The organism is Bacteriovorax sp. PP10, assembly GCF_035013165.1.
GTDB lineage: Bacteria > Bdellovibrionota > Bacteriovoracia > Bacteriovoracales > Bacteriovoracaceae > Bacteriovorax > Bacteriovorax antarcticus.
Map to the genome: position 1 here is coordinate 1,960,615 of NZ_JAYGJQ010000001.1, position 20,549 is coordinate 1,981,163.

General features: G+C 38.9%; 20 protein-coding genes. 12 read left to right on the top strand and 8 right to left on the bottom strand.

The features are described 5' to 3' along the window. Positions 1-2 precede the first annotated feature (2 nt). The 3 genes from SHI21_RS09625 (at position 3) to SHI21_RS09635 (ending at position 4,240) form a co-directional block, all read left to right on the top strand. Positions 3-1,568: an N-acetylmuramic acid 6-phosphate etherase family protein gene (locus tag SHI21_RS09625; protein ID WP_323576160.1), complete on the top strand. Its 1,566-nt coding sequence runs from the start codon at positions 3-5 to the stop codon at positions 1,566-1,568. Positions 1,569-1,655: 87 nt separating this feature from the next. Next, complete coding sequence (locus SHI21_RS09630; protein WP_323576161.1) at positions 1,656-2,150, top strand: hypothetical protein; 495 nt, start codon at positions 1,656-1,658, stop codon at positions 2,148-2,150. After that, on the top strand, positions 2,147-4,240 hold the full coding sequence (locus tag SHI21_RS09635) for a c-type cytochrome (protein WP_323576162.1): 2,094 nt from the start codon (positions 2,147-2,149) through the stop codon (positions 4,238-4,240). Before SHI21_RS09630 ends, SHI21_RS09635 begins: the two co-directional genes overlap by 4 nt. 3 nt (positions 4,241-4,243) lie before the next feature. Here SHI21_RS09635 and tatA read toward each other — a convergent pair whose 3' ends face one another. After that, positions 4,244-4,444, bottom strand: a complete 201-nt coding sequence (tatA, locus tag SHI21_RS09640; RefSeq protein WP_323576163.1) for a twin-arginine translocase TatA/TatE family subunit — start codon at positions 4,442-4,444, stop codon at positions 4,244-4,246. A 10-nt stretch (positions 4,445-4,454) separates the two neighbouring features. Further along, positions 4,455-4,991 carry a preQ(1) synthase gene (gene queF, locus SHI21_RS09645; RefSeq protein WP_323576164.1) on the bottom strand — a complete coding sequence of 179 codons (537 nt, stop codon included), beginning with the start codon at positions 4,989-4,991 and terminating at the stop codon, positions 4,455-4,457. A gap of 71 nt (positions 4,992-5,062) precedes the next feature. Here queF and hemH point away from each other — a divergent pair, with 71 nt between their 5' ends. Continuing rightward, a complete protein-coding gene (gene hemH, locus SHI21_RS09650) occupies positions 5,063-7,483 on the top strand; it encodes a ferrochelatase (protein WP_323576165.1) in 2,421 nt (806 codons plus the stop codon). A 6-nt stretch (positions 7,484-7,489) separates the two neighbouring features. Next, positions 7,490-7,879, top strand: coding sequence for a VOC family protein (locus SHI21_RS09655; protein WP_323576166.1), 390 nt, complete (start codon positions 7,490-7,492; stop codon positions 7,877-7,879). A 169-nt stretch (positions 7,880-8,048) separates the two neighbouring features. On the opposite strand, the gene SHI21_RS09660 is transcribed toward SHI21_RS09655, so the two are convergent. Both SHI21_RS09660 and SHI21_RS09665 read right to left on the bottom strand, forming a co-directional pair. Beyond that, entirely contained in the window at positions 8,049-8,369 is a 321-nt protein-coding gene (locus SHI21_RS09660) for a hypothetical protein (protein ID WP_323576167.1), read from the bottom strand. A gap of 115 nt (positions 8,370-8,484) precedes the next feature. After that, the gene (locus tag SHI21_RS09665; RefSeq protein ID WP_323576169.1) at positions 8,485-9,294 is read right to left on the bottom strand and encodes a DUF4423 domain-containing protein; all 810 of its coding nucleotides are present in this window, start codon (positions 9,292-9,294) and stop codon (positions 8,485-8,487) included. 221 nt (positions 9,295-9,515) lie between these two features. Here SHI21_RS09665 and SHI21_RS09670 point away from each other — a divergent pair, with 221 nt between their 5' ends. Then, positions 9,516-10,397 carry a hypothetical protein gene (locus SHI21_RS09670; protein ID WP_323576170.1) on the top strand — a complete coding sequence of 294 codons (882 nt, stop codon included), beginning with the start codon at positions 9,516-9,518 and terminating at the stop codon, positions 10,395-10,397. 33 nt (positions 10,398-10,430) lie between these two features. On the opposite strand, the gene SHI21_RS09675 is transcribed toward SHI21_RS09670, so the two are convergent. The 3 genes from SHI21_RS09675 to SHI21_RS09685 form a co-directional block, all read right to left on the bottom strand. Further along, entirely contained in the window at positions 10,431-11,093 is a 663-nt protein-coding gene (locus tag SHI21_RS09675; protein WP_410198818.1) for an MBL fold metallo-hydrolase, read from the bottom strand. 90 nt (positions 11,094-11,183) lie between these two features. Further along, positions 11,184-11,666, bottom strand: coding sequence for a bacterioferritin (bfr, locus tag SHI21_RS09680; protein WP_323576172.1), 483 nt, complete (start codon positions 11,664-11,666; stop codon positions 11,184-11,186). Positions 11,667-11,703: 37 nt separating this feature from the next. Then, positions 11,704-11,901, bottom strand: coding sequence for a (2Fe-2S)-binding protein (locus SHI21_RS09685; protein ID WP_323576174.1), 198 nt, complete (start codon positions 11,899-11,901; stop codon positions 11,704-11,706). A 218-nt stretch (positions 11,902-12,119) separates the two neighbouring features. On the opposite strand from SHI21_RS09685, the gene SHI21_RS09690 reads away from it, so the two are divergent. Further along, positions 12,120-13,589 carry a phospholipase D-like domain-containing protein gene (locus SHI21_RS09690; protein WP_323576175.1) on the top strand — a complete coding sequence of 490 codons (1,470 nt, stop codon included), beginning with the start codon at positions 12,120-12,122 and terminating at the stop codon, positions 13,587-13,589. Here the strand turns inward: SHI21_RS09690 and SHI21_RS09695 are convergent. Further along, on the bottom strand, positions 13,584-14,369 hold the full coding sequence (locus SHI21_RS09695) for an ATP-grasp domain-containing protein (RefSeq protein WP_323576176.1): 786 nt from the start codon (positions 14,367-14,369) through the stop codon (positions 13,584-13,586). The two genes, SHI21_RS09690 and SHI21_RS09695, sit on opposite strands and share 6 nt — an antisense overlap. A gap of 121 nt (positions 14,370-14,490) precedes the next feature. Between SHI21_RS09695 and SHI21_RS09700 the strand changes: the two genes are divergently transcribed. The 5 genes from SHI21_RS09700 (at position 14,491) to glmM (ending at position 20,545) form a co-directional block, all read left to right on the top strand. Then, positions 14,491-15,558 (top strand): M14 family zinc carboxypeptidase, encoded by a 1,068-nt coding sequence (locus SHI21_RS09700; RefSeq protein WP_323576177.1) that lies wholly within the window; start codon positions 14,491-14,493, stop codon positions 15,556-15,558. Between the two features lie 100 nt (positions 15,559-15,658). Then, complete coding sequence (locus SHI21_RS09705) at positions 15,659-17,632, top strand: sigma 54-interacting transcriptional regulator (protein ID WP_323576178.1); 1,974 nt, start codon at positions 15,659-15,661, stop codon at positions 17,630-17,632. A 19-nt stretch (positions 17,633-17,651) separates the two neighbouring features. Further along, positions 17,652-18,467 (top strand): diadenylate cyclase CdaA, encoded by an 816-nt coding sequence (cdaA, locus tag SHI21_RS09710; protein WP_323576179.1) that lies wholly within the window; start codon positions 17,652-17,654, stop codon positions 18,465-18,467. Beyond that, positions 18,464-19,147, top strand: coding sequence for a CdaR family protein (locus SHI21_RS09715; protein ID WP_323576180.1), 684 nt, complete (start codon positions 18,464-18,466; stop codon positions 19,145-19,147). Before cdaA ends, SHI21_RS09715 begins: the two co-directional genes overlap by 4 nt. Positions 19,148-19,180: 33 nt before the next feature. Then, entirely contained in the window at positions 19,181-20,545 is a 1,365-nt protein-coding gene (glmM, locus tag SHI21_RS09720; RefSeq protein ID WP_323576181.1) for a phosphoglucosamine mutase, read from the top strand. Positions 20,546-20,549 lie beyond the last annotated feature (4 nt).

The following is a 20,549-nucleotide window of genomic DNA, read 5'->3' on the forward strand; positions in this document are numbered from 1 at the left end:
AGATGGTTGTTACTAAAAAGGTCGATGCATTAAACCGTGCTGGTGCTGAAGAGTTTCTAAAAATTTGTGAGCAGTTCCGTTTAGGAAATCTTCCCACAGAATCTCAACATCCAAAAACATTAAATCTTTCAAACGACGCTAAGACAAATGTAGCGCGTGCGATTCAAACAATTAAAGATATCGACTACGGTGTGTTCCAGGAAGTTCAAAATAAACTTCCTGAGCTTGGGCTTTTAAAAGAAAAAGTCGCAGCGACGATCGCAAACGGAGGAAATATTTTTCTTTGTGGTTGTGGAGCAACGGGGAGATTGTCGTTGGCACTTGAGACGATCTGGCGCCATCAGCATAAAAATAATCCTAAATTAAATTCTCGCATTGTGAGCTTCATGGCCGGTGGTGATGTCGCTCTTATTCACTCGGTAGAAAAATTTGAAGACTTTCCTGAATTTGGTGAAAGACAATTAATGGAATTAGGATTTAAGGAAGGGGACTTACTTATTTCGACAACTGAAGGAGGAGAAACTCCTTTTGTTATTGGGGCCACTGAAGCTGCGTCGAGAATTAGTTCGAATTCTCCATTTTTCTTATACTGTAATCCTGATGATATTTTAAAAGCGACAGCGATTAGATCGAAGAACGTTATTATGAATTCTGATATTCATAAAATAAATGTGACTGTTGGGCCGATGGCACTGACAGGAAGCACACGTATGCAGGCGACGACGATTTTAATGTATTACGTTGGGCTGGCGATGTGGTTTTATGATCGTGACTTTTCACTTATCTCAAGCGAAGTGAAGAGTATTTTATCGTTTGTTGAAAAAACTGATTTTAATTTTTTAAAACCATTTATCGAAAAAGAAAGTGAGATCTATCAAAATGGTGGGTATCTTCTCTATGAAACTGATGCTTATTTAGGGATCAGTATTTTAACTGATACGACTGAGAGATCACCAACATTTAGTTTGTATCCGTTTGAGAATCAAAAAGATAAAGATAAAAATCCATCGTTGTCTTATCTCTATTTTAAAAATTCAAAAGATGGAGTGACAGCTTGGAATGATCTTCTTTTAAGATCACCACGTACTTTTCATTGGGAAGAAGTGACAGCTCAAACTTCTGGAGAGCGTTTAGCTGGATTTGATTTCAGTGAGAAATTTCCTGAGATGAGAGCTGCTTATTTAAAGAGCAAACAACACCATTTCAAAATTTATTTTAATGAAGAAAAAAACCATATTCAGTTTGAGCTTGATAATCTGACTCACACGCTGGAGTTAGGAGAGTTGAACTTTTTATCAGCGCATCTTGTGCTTAAAGTCCTGATGAATAACCTTTCTACGACTATTATGGGGCGTATGGGAAGGTATGAATCCAACCTGATGACATGGGTTAGGGCGAGCAACAATAAGCTGGTGGATAGGGCCGTTCGTTATGCGACGACACTTCTTGCTCAGAAGGGAATTGATGTCCCTTATGAAAAACTCGTTCATACATGCTTTAAATTAAAGGATCAGATCCCTAGAGACGAGGCCCTGGTTTTAAAAATGGTTGAAGAATATAGCAAATAAATCCTGATCATAATTGTCGGTGGCTTTAGCTTAAACTAAATCCACCGCAATACCGATAAATCCTTAGGTATTCACTTAGGGAAATCAATGAAAACAACCTTGATCGCATTATTACTTCTTGTAAGTCCGAAAGGATTTTCAAAGACTATTGATTATAAGTGCGATTTCGTCTGGAAGACGCTTTCGGAAAATGCCTCATTCAAAGAGGTATTAGTGAAAGATAAGTTCACTCAAAAAATAACTGAAGGAATGAATGCCATCGTTACGGTCAGTGAAAAAACTAAGATGTTATCAGTTAAAGAAATCTACAAGGATAATGAGAAGAATTTTGTTGAATACAGTTTTTCTTGCGAACAAACATTAAATTGTAGTGGTCTTAGAATCAGTGTTGTTGATGGCAAAAAAGAAACACAAAAAATCGAGTCTGTGAGTACCAGCACATATGGTTTAGGAAAAATTGATTCGCGTGAGCTTTTCCAATATAAAAACATTGTTTCTGGTTTTTCCTTTGATTACATCGTTTATAAAAATGAAGCTTCTGAACCGATGGGGTTGAAAGTGAGTTGCAGGAGTCAGAAATGACGATGAAGATTTTTTTATTCTTATTTTTACTTCATACTTGCTTTCGCTTAAGTGCTCAGGAAATTGAAACTTCTGGTTTTGTTGAGTCGTTTAATAAAAAAACATTTGGCGCGAGTACTATTAAAATCAGAACTCCACAAAAAAATATTGAACTCAATTATGACAAGTTAGATAAAGAAACTCAAAAACGTTTGACTGATCCTAGTGCTAAAAAAATAAAGCAAACCTTTAAATACAATAAAGCAGCAGTGATTAAAGAGTCGAATCCTCCAATGGGCCTTCGAAACGATTGTTCTGAAATGCCAGTGAGCATGGGGGAGATCGAAGACATTGCTAAAAATAGTACTGACATGGTGGATTTCTTAAAGAAAATCCCTGAAGGGTCTCTGCAAGGTTTTACTTTCGTCACCAATAGTTTAAGTCTGCATCGTGGACAAAAAGATGCCAATGGCGAAGGGCAAGTGTCTTCAATGTGGCCGCGAGTTTTACGTACCTCAATGGATGGTAAAACGACAGTGAGTTTTGTCTGTGATCCAAAAAATCCATCGTATGGAAAAGTAGAGATCATTAATTTTGATGACAAAGAAAAAGCATTCAAGACAACTGAAATTGATTTTGGTCATCCGACTGGCGCTAAAGTGGCCCCTGCTGATCGCGTTCATAAAGATCCAGTGAGCTGTATAAGTTGCCACGCTGGAAGTGAAGTGAATGGTAAGGCCGGACTTAAGCCTAACTGGCCGGAGTACTATCAATGGTCGGATTGTAAGAGTGATCGCAATATTCAAATGTATGGCGGTAACGATGACAATATGGAGCAAGGGCAGTACCGAAAAAACGGATTGTATAGCAGGCAGGATGATTGCAGTAATGAAGATTTTCGTAGTTCAACTGAAAGGGAGCAAACAGATTATTTGAAGTTTCGTGAGAAACAAAAAAATAATGCCTGCTTTAACAGTCTTCCATGGCCAGATCAAACTCGTGACGAAGGCTCTGTTGAAGCGCAAAACTGGACTCATAAATACTACCCTTATATGGCGTCTTCGCTGAAAGTGGGAAGTGACCCGAGTGATCCAAAAAATGTTGAAGGTATTTTAAACATCTCGATGAGATCAAATCTTCGTTTAACGTTTACATACTCGTATTTGATGGCACAAAAAATTGCAGCGGATCTAAGAAAAAATCCTAATTACAATGCTGTCAAATATGCACTGGCAATGGAGCAGGCCGGATGTGAGATTGATAAATCTCTCTATCAGCAGATGAAGGATCTTCTCTCTTTGAAAGGTGATGATCCAGATGCTCAGAGTATTGAGGTTAACACTCCTTGGACTAAAGCTTTCGCTGATAAGAGCGGGCTTAAGAATTCCGATTGGAACATGGAGTTTAATGATAAGTATAAAAATAAGGCAGACTATAATTCAGCTATTCCGGGTAATACATCTAATTTAAAAATTACAGATGCAGTCGGGGGAGAAATTCTAAAAGATTTAAGCCAGAGCAATCCGATTTTTGCCAATGCCGACCAAGAGATGATTTCTAAAGGAGCGCAAAAGGCCTTTGGTGCAAAATACAGTTGTATTGATGAACTGGGTGGCGGTATTGACCCTAAGATGGATAGTAAGAAGTTTGGTAATGGTAAATTATGCGCTCTTTTGGCAAAAGAGAATGAGAAGGCCTTAAAAAATTATAAAGAAGCTCAAGTCGTTTGCGAAAATTGTAATAAGGTCGATACACCAAAAGTGAGTAAGGATTTATCTGATTCACTTGAAGTGATTGTCAGTAAGTTAACAACGGAGCAAATCGCCCGCGGAAAAAAACTAGTTGAAGCTGATTCGAAAGGGAAGTGTGTGACTTGTCATTCGGCGAGTGTGGATTTACTTCCGAAAGATTTCCGATTTATTCCAAGCGAAAAAGATGCGAATAAGGCAGAATCTGTGGCGATCATCAGGGCCCGTAAGGATGAGATCGCCAAGAAAATTGAAAATCGTTTAATTAAAAATAAGACAATGCCGCCAATGGAAAACGAACTTACCGATCAGGATCGTCAGGACGTTAAGGCGTATTTATTAAGTATCGCTGCCGGGAAGTAGAGATTAAGATTTTTTCTTTTTCTCTTCTTCTAGAAGCGCCTTAGCTTTTGCAGCTTTTTCTTCTTCTGTTCCTTCGTTCATCCCTTCTTTGAATCCTTTGATTGAAGCACCAAGCGTGCGTCCAAGCTGAGGAATTTTCTTTCCACCAAAAAATAGAAGAGCGATTGCCGCAATAAGAAGTCCTTCTGTAAATCCGATACCCATGGGTCAATCCTTAGTAAAGTTTAGAAAGCTCCATCGAGTATTTCCCGGGAGCATAATTTAATAAACGTGATTCTTTTACGTGAACATATCTTTTGTTTTCAGAAGAGTAGTTGGCAAAAGGGAAGATCGCGATTCCACCACGTGGAGTGAATTCACCAACGACTTCGATATAATGTGGCTTCATTAGTTTAACTAAATCATCACAGATTTTTTGAATACAGTCTTCATGGAAATCTCCATGGTTTCTGAAACTGAAAAGATAAAGTTTTAGAGATTTTGATTCAACCATCTTTTTATCAGCGATGTAGTTGATGAAGATTTTCGCAAAATCAGGTTGTCCTGTTTTTGGGCATAGAGATGTAAACTCTGTGCAGATGAATGTAGTCCACGCTTCTTTGCCTGGATTTTTGTTATCGAATGCTTCTAAGACTTGTGGCGCATAAGTATTTGGGTACTCAGTTTGAGCTTCACCCAGTGCGAAGTTTTTTAATTCTTTTTGTCTAGTCGGTTTCGAGGCCTTAGCAGGTGCTTTATTGGTCTTTTTCATATGGTTCCCATAGTCGTCGTGTTCATATTTTGTTATTACTTTATAACATTTAAACACGAAGGAATAAAGCTGTGAGTGAAGGTAAAACAAAAGTTGTTTTTGTACAATTGGGTTCACCCAAAAGTCCTGAGATTAAGGACGTAAGGGCCTTTTTAAAGGAGTTTCTGGCCGATCCACGAGTGGTCGATATCAATCCAATCCTCTGGAAACTCATTCTAAATTTGTTTGTCCTGCCATTTAGACCGGCACAGTCGGCCAAGCTTTATAGAAGAATCTGGGACGGGAAGAGCTTTCCGCTCCTGACGATTACCCGTGATTTTACCTCTAAAGTCAGAAGTTTTCTTAAATCCCCTAAGGTGGAAGTCAATCATGCCTTCTTGTTGTCGACGCCAAGGGTGTCTGATGTATGGGATGAGTGGGAGAAAGATCCGACGCCTGCGACTAAGTTAAAAGTTATTCCCATGTTCCCACAGTACTCTGAATCGACTATTGCTTCAGGGATTGATGGGCTTGCTCACGTGATTAAGGGAAGAGTTAAAATTCCAGAAATCAGCGTAGTGACAAATTTCCATACTTCAAAAGCATTCATTGATAACTCGGTAGCGCAGATTGATGACTACCTGGCGAAGTTTAAAGCGAAGGGTGTAACGATTGACCGTTTACTTTTAACTTTCCATGGAATTCAAAAAAGAAGAGTCGTGCAAAAAGGAGATGCCTATTATCTTCACTGTTATGAAACTTTCTTCTTATTACGCGAGCGTTTAAAAAATATTGACCACGCTCATGTGACGATCACATTCCAGTCACGTTTTGGTTCAGAAGAATGGTTAACTCCATACACTGAAGACACGGTCGTAAAATTAGTTAAGGAAGGCGAGAAGAATCTTGCCGTTTATTCTCCAAGCTTCGTAGTCGATTGTTTAGAGACATTAGATGAATTGGGAGTAGAGTTAAAACATACTGCTAATGAGGGTGGTGGAGATATTCACTTCATCCCATGTCTAAACGACAGCGATAACTGGTGCCGAGACTTTGCAAGCTTCGTTGAAAACCAATGTATCGCTGATAGTGATACACGAGAAAAAGATTTTTATACTTTAGAAAAAAGCGACTATAAGGAATTTGAAACTATGAGTGCAAAAGAACTTAAGCAAAAATCGACTCCGCTAACACCGGAAGCGAAATCATCAATCTTCATTGTAGGACTTACGATCTTTTTAGATTTAGTTGGTTTCTCAATTATTTTCCCACTGTTTCCAAGTTTAGCGAAACACTACCTTGAAGTGGACTCACAAAACGTTTTCCTTCAAGCGATCTTTGGTTCAATCCAATCAATTTCAAACTACACGGCGAACTCAACAAGTTCTTTTTCAGGAATTGTTTTATTCGGTGGGATGTTAGGAGCAATCTATTCAGGACTACAATTCATCGCTGCACCTCTTTGGGGAGCATGGTCGGATCGTATTGGTAGAAAGCCAGTACTTGTCCGCTCAATGGCCGGAATGGCCGTGGGGTACGCGATCTGGATTTTCTCCGGATCGTTCACACTTTTAATTATCTCAAGAATTATTGACGGTATTATGGGTGGAAACATTTCTACTGCAACTGCCGTTGTGGCCGATGTAACAACAAAAGAAAACCGTTCTAAAGGAATGGCCATCATTGGTGTTTGTTTCGCTCTAGGATTTGTTGTCGGGCCCGCTTTCGGTGGAATTTTATCGTTAATCGATTTAACGAAAATCTTTCCTGGATCTGTAGCATACGGAATCAACCCATTTTCTATGCCAGCTCTTTTTGCTTTCTTACTTTCTATTTTCAATACAATCTGGATTAAAACGAAGTTCAAAGAGAGTTTACCGGAATCAATGAGAGGAAAAGTTCACACAGAAAGAAGTGCAAACATCTTCAAACTTTTCAAACCACTTCCATACCCAGGTGTTAACTTAGTTAACATGGGATACTTTGCTTTCCTTGCTGCTTTCTCAGGAATGGAATTCACATTAACTTTCCTTGCTGCTGAAAGACTAAATTACACATCAATGCAAAACGCTTACATCTTTATCTACATTGGATTCATCATTGCTTTCGTACAAGGTGGAGTTGTGAGAAGAAAGGCCGCTGATGTTGGTGAAAAGAAGATGGCCTTAATTGGTATGGTTTCACTTATCCCAGGACTTTTATTAATCGCTATCGCTTACTCGTCACTAATGCTTTACGCTGGATTATTTTTCTTAGCGGTAGGGTCTTCGATGATCATGCCATGTCTTACAACTCTGGTAACGTTCTATACTCCGCCAGCTGAACAAGGGCGCAGTGTAGGGATCTTTAGATCAATGGGAGCTCTTGCTCGCGTTGTGGGTCCAGTTGCAGCAGCAGTGATTTACTATAAGAGTGGATCGGCAGCACCTTATTATATTGGTTCTGCATTTTTATTAATTCCAATTTTCATGGTGGCGAAACTTCCAGAAGTTATTCACCACGCTGATGCTTAGGATTTTATGAAATTAGGTTATGTAATTTATTACGTATCAAGTGTTGAAGAGACAATTCTCTTTTATGAAAAAGCTTTTTCTATGAAGAGAAAATTTGTTCATGAGTCAGGAGAGTACGGAGAGCTTGATACAGGAGAAACGACTTTGTCATTTGCGAGTTTCACGATGGCAGACTCTAATGGGATTGGGTTTAAGAAAAGAGATCCATCATTCCAGTCTTCTGATATGGAGATTGGGCTAGTCAGTGAGAACGTAGCAGAGTCTCATCATAGTGCTGTGGCCTCTGGTGCAGTGGAAGTAAAGAAGCCTGAAGTAAAACCTTGGGGACAGACTGTCAGTTACGTTAGAGACCTTAATGGGTTTTTAATAGAACTGTGTTCGCCGATAAGGCAATGACTTATCTAAGGTTCAAACCAATCAATATTTATACACATTAATGTTTCAGAGGAAGAATCACGTGCTTTCTCTGTAACTTCTCTAATCGTCTGAACAATTTTTTCTCTAATCCAAATTTTATCTTTCTTAGAGATAACCATGGGCCCCGTATAAAAAAGAGATTTTTTATCTAAAGAGTCGAGTCATCTTTAATACTTAAATTATGAACAGCACATAAGCTATCTAAAATAACTTTCACTGTGTAGCTTGCTTTATAAACATACCCGTTAACAGTGTAGACATTTAAAACTTCAGAAGTTTCTTTAGTTACTTGAGCGCTTACTTTTTCTACCTTAGATGAAACTCCATCAATATCAGAAGATTCAAATCCATAACTGCGTGCCACTTGATCAAGGTTCATTTTAGCAATATCAAGAGCTGCACTACTGCAATCATCAGCAAAAGAAACAGAAGAAATAACAAGAGATAGAGCAATAATTAACTTTTTCATTGTGGGTCCTTGTATGTTTTTTAGTTGTTGTGGTTATTCATGACCACTTTAACCTAACCCAATAAAGACAGTAATTTTTTGAATTTATTACACGATCTATTATTAAAATTAAGAATTAAACCTCGAAAAAATCCACACATATCGACTGAAGTTTCTCTTCAGGCGAATCTTTAACGATTTTTCTGGCCTCATCAATGGCCTTGATAAAGATTTCTCTTACTTTCACAATATCTTTTTCGCTAATAGAGACCACATTGGAAAAATGAAGATTGCCAGGTTCATTAACGTCAATGGCCTGGAGAGCTTTCATGCGCCAGTTAGAGTGGTGACGTTGAATGTGAGGGGAGTCTTTTGATAAGTGAATCCTTGTGACTCCAATTGAATAGGTATTGCCAGTTTTTGCCACTAACCCCGTCGAGGTTAGAAACTCCAGTACATCGAGAATTTTATCTTTTGAAAGATTGAGTTTTCTGGAAATAGCTCCCGCTGATTGAAATTCTTTAATTGTCACCAGAATGTGAACAGCAGAATAAATCCAGCTTGAGTAATAAATTTCCTGATCAACGATTTTTAAACTCGCCTTAACATTTGTACGCTTTTTTAGGTCTGAGTTTTTAATGATCAATTCATCAATTTCATTTTTATAAAAAGTTTTTAAATCTTCGCTTCCAGCTCTTTCAAGATGAATCAGAAGCAGGAAATATCTGCTTTCTTCTTTTGAGTGATCAAAAAAAGTGTTGAGCTTTGATCCTTGTTCAAGAGTGAAGTTCGTTTCAGTATTTAGAACTTGAGAGATATAAGTGTTTTGGCAGTTTAAAAACTCTGCCATCTTTAGTTTCTGGCCACGCCCTTTTGAAGGCATGCTCTTAATTTTTTCATTTAAGTAGGTTTTGTAATGAGAAAATTCGAAGATTGAAGCATTCATTTGGGGCATACCTTGTAAAAACTACTACAGTCAAAAAATTGTTCAAAAAGCTATTGTTAACCATTATGTGTCTATGTATTCAAGTGGTTAGGTGTTGTAAGTTCAGTGATAGCTGAATTCTAAGTTAGATTTTAGCATAATTATACGTTTTTTAAAATACCCTCTCATAGTAAATCTCTGGCAAGAAAAAACAGTGCTACTATCAACCAGTTGGAGAATTTATGAACTTAAAAAATATTATGATGGCAGGGATCCTTCTTGTGGGTCTAACAAATTTATCGCACGCAGTGGAAGGAGGAGACTCTGGAGGCGGAGGCGATGCTACAGAGGCCCGAGTTGATGAAATCAGAAATGATATCTTTAAATGGGTTAATAATGGTGGTCCATCGAATCTGGACTATCCGTCGGATTTAACAATTGAGACTTATGTAAAAAAGATGTCAGAAGTTCTCGTTCCTAAATATGTTGTTGTGGGTTTTACACAAAAAGAAGTTTTAGTCGGTACTTCTGAAAAAACATGTAAGGGATATGTAGATCAAGAGACAAAAAGAAAACACATTCTTTGTAATATTCCTCGCTTTCAAAATACTTCTGAATCAGAGCAATACAGACTTATTCACCACGAATATGCAGGACTCGTAAATGTAGAAAAAAATGATGGTGAGAGTTCAGATTATGTTATCTCAAACCAGTTAACAGATTTCCTTGTTGAGAAAACAGTTTTAAGACTAGCGATTAAAAAAGAAGAGCCGGTTGATATTTACAATCCGAAAAGAGTCATTCTTAAAAATGTCGTCATTTGTTCAGTTATGTGCAATGAAGAAATCACTGGCCACTTAGGGCATGATCTAGCGAGAATTGGCACTATCTATTATGCTGAAGCAACTGAAGAGAATAATCATCTCAATACATGTATGTCTAATGCAGAATCTCTTCCGCTATATTCAGATCGTATGGATGAAAGATCAGTTAAGAATTGCACTAAAGCTTTAACAGGAAAATTTCGCTGGAAAAGTGTTGATATAGACACTCACCACCCTGATGAAGCTGGAGCTGAGGACTGGTATTTATCTATAAAAGTTAATCCGAAAAAAAAGAAATAAAAAAATGACATCAGGCCTTGAGTGAGTCAAGGCCTAACATAAAAATGGATTGTGTTTTTTCTCTTCAAAGATTCTCGTCATCCCACCATGTCCGGCAATGACTCGTGTTTCATCCGGCAAAGTCAAAAGTCTCTCTTTTATAGATTTGATAATGAGATTCCCATCTCCACCAGGCAGATCACTTCTTCCAATCGATCGCTGAAAAAGAGTGTCACCAGCGAAAGCTATCGGCTCATCAAAGTATTCAGTATAAAAAGAACAAGACCCAGGCGTATGCCCTGGAGTATGAAGTGTTTTTAGAAATGTCTTAATTTCCGGATCTTCAAAACTAAACTCTTCACCATCTTCAAGATAAGCGTCCAGCGGTTTTGGAGAACCCACGATTTGCCTGAAGAACATCCCTTGCTGAGGAAGCATGTCATAGAGAAACTGATCACCTTTATGCAAATGTAGTGTGGCCCCAGTCGCATTGGCCACTTCAGTACTTCTTCCGATGTGATCGAAGTGGGCGTGAGTGTGAATCAGTTTTTTAACTTTGATATTCAGGTCTTTAATTTTTTGCAGAATAAATTCGTGATCATTTCCCGGATCGATAATAATCGCTTCACGAGTTGTATCAGAGTAGAGGATAGAGCAGTTACATTGGTAACTGCCCACAGGAAAACTAATTAAATTAAGTGAGTTTTTTTTTAGGATCAAGGACTATTCGCCGGAAGGGAAAACTCGTCTAAATGAAATTTTCTCATTAGTTGCTATTAAGAAGTTTAAATACTGCTGCGGCAGTATTTAATTTCCCTTCTCCATTTCGATCTGAGACTGAATAAAGTTTTGAACACCAATTTGCTTTAATAGCGACAATTGAGTTTCTAACCAGTCAACATGCTCTTCTTCACTCTCAAGGATGTGAAGGAAAAGATTACGAGTTACGTAGTCTGCTTCAGACTCAGCTAACTTGATACATTGTTTTAAGTGAGGAACAGCTTCGTTCTCAACAGAAAGATCCGCTTCCATAACTTCTTGAACAGTTTGCCCGATTCTAATACGGTCAAGCTTCTGAAGATTTGGAAGACCTTCTAAGAAAAGGATACGCTTGATAAGTTCATCAGCGTGTTTCATTTCATCAATTGAAGCTTTGTATTCAAGGCGACCTAGTTTTTCCAGTCCCCAGTTTTGTAACATTCTTGCGTGAAGAAAATATTGGTTAATGGCCGTTAACTCTTTCGTTAGAACAGAATTAAGAGCATCAATGATTGCTTGGCTTCCTTGCATAAGTAGACTCCAGTAAGTGTGGTGTGATTGGAGACAATTATGAGTCGGATTTTTTAGTTTTGGAATCTAAATTGTTTTGATTTTCGAGGATTTTTTTAACAGCATCGACTACACACGATCCGCATGAATCGCCAATTCCTAGATTTTTGAGAATTTGCTCTTGTGAATTGTGAGAAGGCCTGATTTGATCAAGCAGCATTTTCTCAGTTATCCCTTTACAAATACAGATATACATTTGGTTTTCCTCTTATAGTTGTATCTTAAATCAAAAGTATGCCAAGTCAAACATTAATCGCACTGGTCTAATAAGTGCTTAATATCATGAACTTGGGGTAGGTATTATATACCTGTCAAAAGACCTGACACCCCTCTGAATCTTTTACAGGCCGCCCCAGGCCGGTCTTTTTCAGCGCTACAATTGAGGCATTAATTTAAATGCCGTGAGGGCCATGTATGAAGAAGACGATGCTTACTCTTTCTCTATTAGCGACGACTTTAATGAGTTCAAATGTATTTGCAGCTAATGACAATCCATTCATTAGTAAGAGTACGAAGGCCCACAATATCGTCCTGCTTAATCACGGATTAGGTTCGTTAGAAGAGCGTCTTCAGATGATTGATCGTGCAGAGAAATTCATCGACGTTGAATACTTCATTTATAGAACAGATAAATCTGCAAAACTTTTTACTCAGGCGCTTATTAAAAAAGCTCGTCAGGGCGTCAAGGTCAGAGTGTTGCTTGATTACTTCATGGTTAAGAGTGACTTCTCTCCTTACTATGCACATGAATTAGAAAAAGAAGGTGTCGAAGTTAAGTACTTTAACGTAACGGCGACAGCGAATTTATTTTCAGGACAATATAGAAACCACAGAAAAGTTTTACTGGTTGACGGTAAAGAGGCCATCACTGGTGGACGTAATATTGGAGATGAGTATTTTGACTTAAGTGCAGAGTACAACTTTATGGACCGCGAACTTCACATTGAAGGTGAGTTAGTTGAAGCGATTCACAAAACATTTGATGAGACATTCGCTGCTAAACTTAGTGAGTACGTTTCTCGCGGAGTAAAACCTAAAATTACAGATGCTCGTTATAAGAGAGGGGATGATATCGTCCTTGCTGAACAGTTTGATACAGACTTAAAAAACTGGCAGGCAAAAGTATCTGCAGCAGAAAGTTTCATGAGTTCACCTCTTGATTCTCGAGTTGAAGCAGAAATCAGAGAGAAAGGGAAAGATGAATTAAGCAAAGAGTATCGTGGTGTATGTGACCAGATTTCATTTCACTCAGAGTACCCGACGATCGGAACAAAAAATAGAAAAACCAACAGAGTTGTAAAACACGATATTTTTGAGCGTATCAATAACTCAAAAGAATCAATCATGATGGACTCACCATACTTCATCGTGAACGATGAATTAGGAACAACTCTTGATAGTGCATTAGCAAGAAAAGTAAAAGTTGAGCTTTTAACAAACAGCTTAAACTCGACAGACGCGATTTACGTGTACACAGTATTTGATAGCATTATCCCAAAATGGTTAGAAAAAGGACTGGACTCTTATATCTTCACAGGGCACAGACCAAAATCATATGAAGTGGTAGAAGACCTGGCAGGAGAAGCGCGTTTTGGTGTTCACGCTAAGACTTTTATTTTTGACCACAAAGATGTTGTGATCGGAACGTATAACGTTGACCCAAGATCAGCAAACTTTAACTCTGAAATGATTGTTTCATGTGAGAACAATAAAGAATTAGCAGACGCTGTTCAAAAAGATATCGACTCTCGTCTGGTTAACAGTATTCACCTGGACTCTCAACAGGCCATCAAAGATGCCGAGTTTTACCAAACAGGGTTTAGCAAGAAGATGGTGTACTACTTCCTTAAAGGACCTTCAAACTGGTTAGATTATTTACTATAAATAAGCGAGCAGCTCTCGGGCAATATTATGTCCCGAGAGCTCTTCTGCCTGCTCAAATCCTGGAACTGCATTTACTTCTAAAACTAAAAGCTGTCCTTTACTCGTCTCCAATACATCAATCCCGGCATAATCAAGTCCACTGTGCATATAAGCGTGATGAGCGATTTTTTCCAGCTCTCTGGGGATTTTTTTAAGTAGTTTTCCATTAGATCTTTTAGCATTTCCGCGGAAGTCTTCTTTGGAAATATTCTTTTCAATACAGGCGATGATTTCACCTTTGACAAATAAAGCGCGCCATTCTTTTTTGTGGGCCACATAAGGCTGGACTAAAAAGCGCTGGTCTCTCATAGCATGGAAAGTTTCCAGAACACTGATAAGCGATTTATGACTTTCTAAAATATTGACGCCAATACCTTGGTTGCCACGACTCATTTTCAAAATATATTTTTGATCAGGGGCAAGATCTCTTAAGTCCGACTCAAGGTTCTCATTCATTGACCCACGATAAAGCAGAGTTTGAATCGCCGGAATATTGTGCTCATTAAAGAATAGGGATTGAGCATCTTTGGACCTGAAAACTTTTAAGCGCTCAAGTGGGTTAGTTACATTGAAGCCCGAGATTTCATGATGCTTCGTGACTATAAGGTCAAAATCATCATAATTAGTCCCTGTTGTACGGTGAAAGTAGTGGCCGGTTTGGGCCTTTAGTTTCATCGGCACCTGAAATTGATAGGGGTTAAGATAGATTGCTGAGTGTTTCAGTTTACTGGCCTCTGCCATTAATCGCTTCGTGGTAAAAAGGTCGGAATTAAGGCTGGAGATAATAATATTTGTTTTTGCCACGATCACTCACTATTTGGATTGAATTCTTTAATTATTGTTAGCTATAATATCATCCATAATGAAATCTCGTCATGTATTAATTCTATTTAGTGCTGTTTTGCTTTTTGCAATCAATCTGCACGCACAAACAACTCCAGGAGCGACAGCTCCGGCCGCACTTCCTGCGACTGCAGATGGAATGACTCCGGCAATAAAATCGTACTGTGAAAAACTCGATGTAAGCTTCAAGAAGTTTGGATGGGACAAAAGTCAGTGTACTGACTTCAAATGGAACCACTACAGAAACTCTGTTTTAGGTGACCCTCTTATGTGGACCGTCTTTGGTGACGTAAGCGATGAGGAGCAACCAAGCTTTAAAGATAAAGACGTGACAATCATTATGTGTGGAGTTCACGGTGATGAAATCACGCCGATTAAATTCTGCTTTGATTTAATGTATTACCTGCGCTCAGCTTACACTGACCCGGAAAGATCTAAAGAGTTCGCTAATAAAGTTGTTCTCATTTCTCCGTTAGTGAATCCAGATTCATATTTCAAGAAGAGGCCTACTCGTATGAATGCGAGAGGGATTGATCCTAATAGAAACTTCCCAACGAAAGACTGGCAGACAATGGCCCGTCAACTTTGGTTGTCGAAATTTAAAAGAGACAAGAGAAGAAACCCAGGTGAAAAACCAAACAGTGAGCCGGAAGTTGTCTTCCAGGTGAATCTGATTAAGCGCTACAACCCGGATAAGATTGTTTCTGTGCACTCACCATTAACACTTCTTGATTACGACGGCCCAAGCACTGCCATCACTAATGGGATGGACGGTATTAAAGCTCATGAGCTTTTAATCCAGATGAGTAGAGATGCTTCAGGCTACAACATTAAAGACTATCCATTTTTTCCAGGCTCGCTTGGGAACTGGGCAGGACAAGAAAGAAATATCCCGACTTATACATTAGAGCTCCCATCATCGGACCCAAGAAAGAACGGTGAGTACTGGAACCTGTTTGAATCGGCCATGCATAAAGTAATTGTTCATAACCTTCGCCAAAATATCGCTAAGGCCCCGGTCATGGATGATCCAACTGTCACAAAAGAGGCGACTCCGGCCGCTATCGCTATCCCTTCACCCAACTAATTTGGTCACCTGCAAATTTTAATTGGCATATAATTCAAGTTTTAAAAAAAAGTGGCGATAAGACTCTTAAGTTGATCTGTAGATTAGTTAGGAGTGAACCATGCTAGCAAGTTTTTCTGAATTTAAGTTTTACCAATCATTCAGAATTCCTGTTGAAGAGGCCGACGATCTTAGATTCTTGGTGCAAATGGCACGAGAAAAAGGCGGTCAGGAAGAATACATCGACGATGCAAAGTTGATTGATATCTCTTTAACCGGATTAGGTTTTGCGACAGCTGAGCGAATTTCAGTCGGTCGTGAAATTACCATTTCATTACAATTTAAAAAACATCACATGGATTTAACAGGGAAAGTCGTGCGCGCTTTCTCTCAAACATTAGATGATCAAAAAATCATTTACGGTATTGAGATTGAAGAAGAAAAGGGGATTGCAAAATTCCTTGAGCACTATATTTTAGGTTTCTCTTCTGAGAGACTTAAAAACTGTTTAATTGATTCAGCAATTAAAGAGCGCTATACAAAAGCGACTGATGGTTTTGAGATTTTCTCACTGCTATTATCACTCTTTAAAGACATCACTCACTTTGGTGATAAAGAAGGATTCATCGAGTCTATGCTTGATGAAGTTATCCGTATTTTAAATGCTCAAAGAGCTTCTTTATTTTTAATTAACCCGGAAACAAATGAGCTTGAAGCTGTTTGTGCTTTAGGGATTAGAAAAGAGCAGTTGAAGTTCGACTACCGCGTAGGGATTGCTGGATCAGTATTCACTACAGGAGTTGCTCTTAACATCGATACAATTCACGATAGCACGCGCTTTAACGAAGCTTTCGATATGAAGTTTGGTTTCGAGACAAAATCAATTATCTGTCACCCGATTCACAACCGTGAAGACAAGATCATTGGTGTTATCGAAGTTTTAAACAAAAGAAATGAAGATAGATTTTCGATTGAAGATGAAAAGACGATGAAAGTTTTATCGCTTATTTTCTCTTCTGTGTTTTATAACTTTACGCCGATGTCAGATAAGTCGCTTATCAGAAGATTCTCGAATCCATTTGATAGAAAGAACGCGCTTATCGGTAGAGTGCCTCACGTCGCATCTCTTAGATCTACAATTGTAAAATTGAAAGACATTGAAGCGCCGGTATTAATTTTCGGAGAGCGCGGTGTAGGTAAATCACTTTACTCAAAAATTCTTCACGTTGAAGGTCAACGTGGATTAAAAGGTTTTGAAGTCATCAATTGTGCTGATAAAGACCAGGACTTTGTTGGAAGACAATTGTTTGGGCCGGATGAAACAGAATGTAAGTTGATTACTTGTCAGGGTGGTACTGTGCAGCTGCACGAAATTTGGGCCTTATCTCCAAAGCACCAAAAAATGCTTTTAGAGACGATGAAGTCACGCCATATCCCTGAGACAAAATTTAGTTTAGACGTACGTATTGTTGCAACGACAACGAGAGACTTAGGTCTTCTTGTATCGAATGGTGACTTTGATAATGAGCTTTATGAATACATTTCAAAAGCGACAGTATTCATGGAACCACTTCGTCGTCGTGGAGATGATATTGAACTTCTTTGCGATTATTTCTTAAAACTAGAATGTAAGAAAGAAGGGCTTCTACTTAAATCATTTGCTCCAAAATTAATGGAGAAATTGAAGAAGTATGACTGGCCAGGAAACATCAAGGAATTAAAACTTTGTGTGGAAAGAGCGGTTCTATACAACCCTAAGTCACACGTTATTACGGATATTGAAATTGAAGACTCAGCTTCACCTCTTGTGGATCTTTCAGAGAAGAAGAGAATGTTTGGAGATCTTCCGTTCGTAAGTGATCACAGTATCGCCCTTAAAGACCGTATGTCTTTGGTGGAGCGCGAAATGATTCACGCCGAGATCAGAAGATGCAATGGGAATAAGTCCAAAGCAGCAAAAGCGATGGGAATAAGCCGCGAAGCTCTAAGAAAGAAACTTCTGATGAGTACGGATATTTTAAAATCCCTGAATCTTTCTGAAGATGAACGATTAAGATTCTTAAAAGAAGACGATGAATTTGCGAATGCGGCCTAATAGGGGATAGAATAGCTCTATGTCCTTTTTAAGCCCATTTTTTAACCATCTCAATATAAAAGACTTCATCGACATCCTGATCGTTGCGATTCTTATATATCAACTATTGTTGATTGTAAGAGGTACAAAAGCAGCTCAGATGATTGTCGGTCTGGGGTTTCTCTTCGGTCTATTTTGGCTCGGGATCACGTTTAAGCTTTACTCGCTTAACTGGGTCCTGGCGCATTTTTTCGACTCATTTTTCATTATCGTTGTGGTGTTATTCCAGGATCAGTTCCGAAGTGCTCTGGCCTCGGTTGGGACTAGAAGAAATATCCTGACAGTCTTTTCAAAAGACGTTCACGATTTTGAAATCGATGAAATCGTCGAGGCCTGTGGAGCTTTGTCGCGTGAAAAGATCGGGGCACTGATCGTTATTGAGCGCACACACGGTTTACTCAACTATATCAATACCGGGACTCGTCTGGATTCACGTATCCATTCGGATATTATTTATTCAATCTTTGAATCGAGCTCGTCTCTGCATGACGGAGCGATTATTTTACAAAACTCAAAACTGACAGCAGCAGGATGTTTCTTGCCCCTGTCGAAAAATTTCGATATCGAGAGACATTTAGGGACCCGTCACAGGGCCGCTTTGGGATTAACTGAAGTAACCGACGCATTAGTTATCACTTGTTCGGAAGAAAGTGGTAAGATTAATCTATGTGTAGAGGGCGTATTTTATTTGTGTAAGACCGAAAAGGAGCTTGGACAATATCTTCGTCATATCTGGAGCAATGAAAGCTTAGACAGTGCTCTACGACCTATTAAGACCAAGGATATCGTTCGTTGAAATTAGAAAAAGCGCAAAGACATACTCTGAAGATCATCGCGATATTTTTTGCCGTGTCGTTGTGGTTCTATGTCTTAAACAGCGAGCCGGTAGAAGTCGAAAAGAAAATCTCCATTGAATTTTTAGTTCCCAAAGGATTTGCGGTTTCCAGCAATACAGAAAGACAATTACAGTTGAAGTTAAAAGGCTCAAAAGCTTTTATCGGAAACGTTTTTTCTAACAAAGAAAAACTGGTGATCGACTTGGTGCCTTATTATAAAAAGTTTGGGAAGAATTTCAAAGTCCAGTACCTTCCTTCTCAGATTTCTGTGCCATTTGGTGTCGATATTCTTGAGATGCATCCAAAAGAAGCGACGATTGAAATCGACCGTCTGGTTCAAATGGAGCTACCGGTAAAAATTCAGTATATTGGTAATATGCCCTATGACCGCAAATTTAAAGAAGTGAGTATCGACCCACAAAATATCATGATCAGCGGGCCTATTGATGTGATTAGAAAAATGTCACACCTGGAAACAAATCCGGTGAATCTGTCGAGTATCGAGAAAGATGAGGGGACCATAACTGTTCCTATTGATGAGATTGACCCACGTCTCTCATTTGAAGAAAATCCTAGAGTAAAATTAAAATATAAAGTACAACTGACCATTCCAAAACGTGAGTCTGTTAAAAAAGAGTAACGTTTTAAAACTAGTTGTTAAAAAGGGACATGTATGTCGGAGAGAAAACTTTTCGGGACAGATGGAATTCGCGGTAAGGCCAATGCTTACCCAATGACAGCAGAGATTGCAACCGCTCTTGGGCGCGCTGTAACTTTTCACTTCCAATCCATTAATCCCACAAATACGAAACCTGTAATCATCGTTGGAAAAGATACGCGCCTTAGCTGTTACATGCTTGAGATGGCCTTTGCTTCTGGTGTGTGTTCACAAGGTGGAGAAGTTATTTTAACAGGTCCTCTTCCTACGCCGGGAGTTGCTTTCGTTACTCATAACATGAGAGCAGACGCTGGAGTTATGATTTCAGCTTCTCACAATCACTTCCAGGATAATGGGATTAAAATTTTTGACGGTAAAGGAAATAAACTTCCAGACTCTGTTGAAATCGAACTTGAAAGACTTATTTTAAATCCTGACCTAATGCCGGTGAAATACGCTGGTCAGTTAGGGAATGCTGAAAGATTAAAAGAAGTTTATGGCCGCTACATCGTTCAAGTTAAATCAGCTCTTGCATCTGATTATGACCTGGATGGAATGCGTATCGTTTTAGACTGCGCCAATGGTGCCGGTTATAAAGTAACACCAATGATCTTCCAGGAATTGGGAGCAGAAGTTTTCTCAATCGGGATTAGCCCGAACGGTGAAAACATCAATAAGAACTGTGGCTCTCTTCACCCTGAAGCAGCTCGCACAGAAGTTTTACGCTACAGAGCTGACATTGGTATTTGTATCGATGGTGACGGCGACCGCGTAAGTGTTATTGATCAAGAGGGAACTCTGATTGATGGTGATAAACTGATTGGTTTATTTGCGAAGCTACTACTTGCTCGTGGAGAACTAAAAAAAGGCGATACAGTTGTCGGAACAGTTATGTCGAATCTTGGATTAGAATTATACGTTCAGTCTCTGGGATTAAAATTCCACAGAACAAAAGTTGGTGACAGATACATCATCGAATATATGCGCGCGAATCATTGTATTCTTGGAGGAGAGCCTTCAGGACATATTATTTTCAGCAAACATTCAACAACGGGTGACGGATCTCTTGGTGGATTAAAAGTTATTGAAGCAATGAAATACTTCAATAAATCACTAAAAGACCTGGTTGCTGAAGTGACACTTTTTCCACAGGTTATTAAGAACGTTGTGGTAAAAAATAAACCGGTGCTTGAAACAGTAAAATCAATTAACGATGCTACAATTGAAGCTGAGAAAAAACTCGATGGCCGCGGGAGAGTTCTTCTTAGATACTCAGGAACAGAGCCACTACTTCGCGTAATGGTTGAAGGTGAGAACGCTGAGTTGGTTGAAGAAGAATGTAATCGTTTAATTCAAGTTGTAACCAAAGAGATTGGTTAGTCAT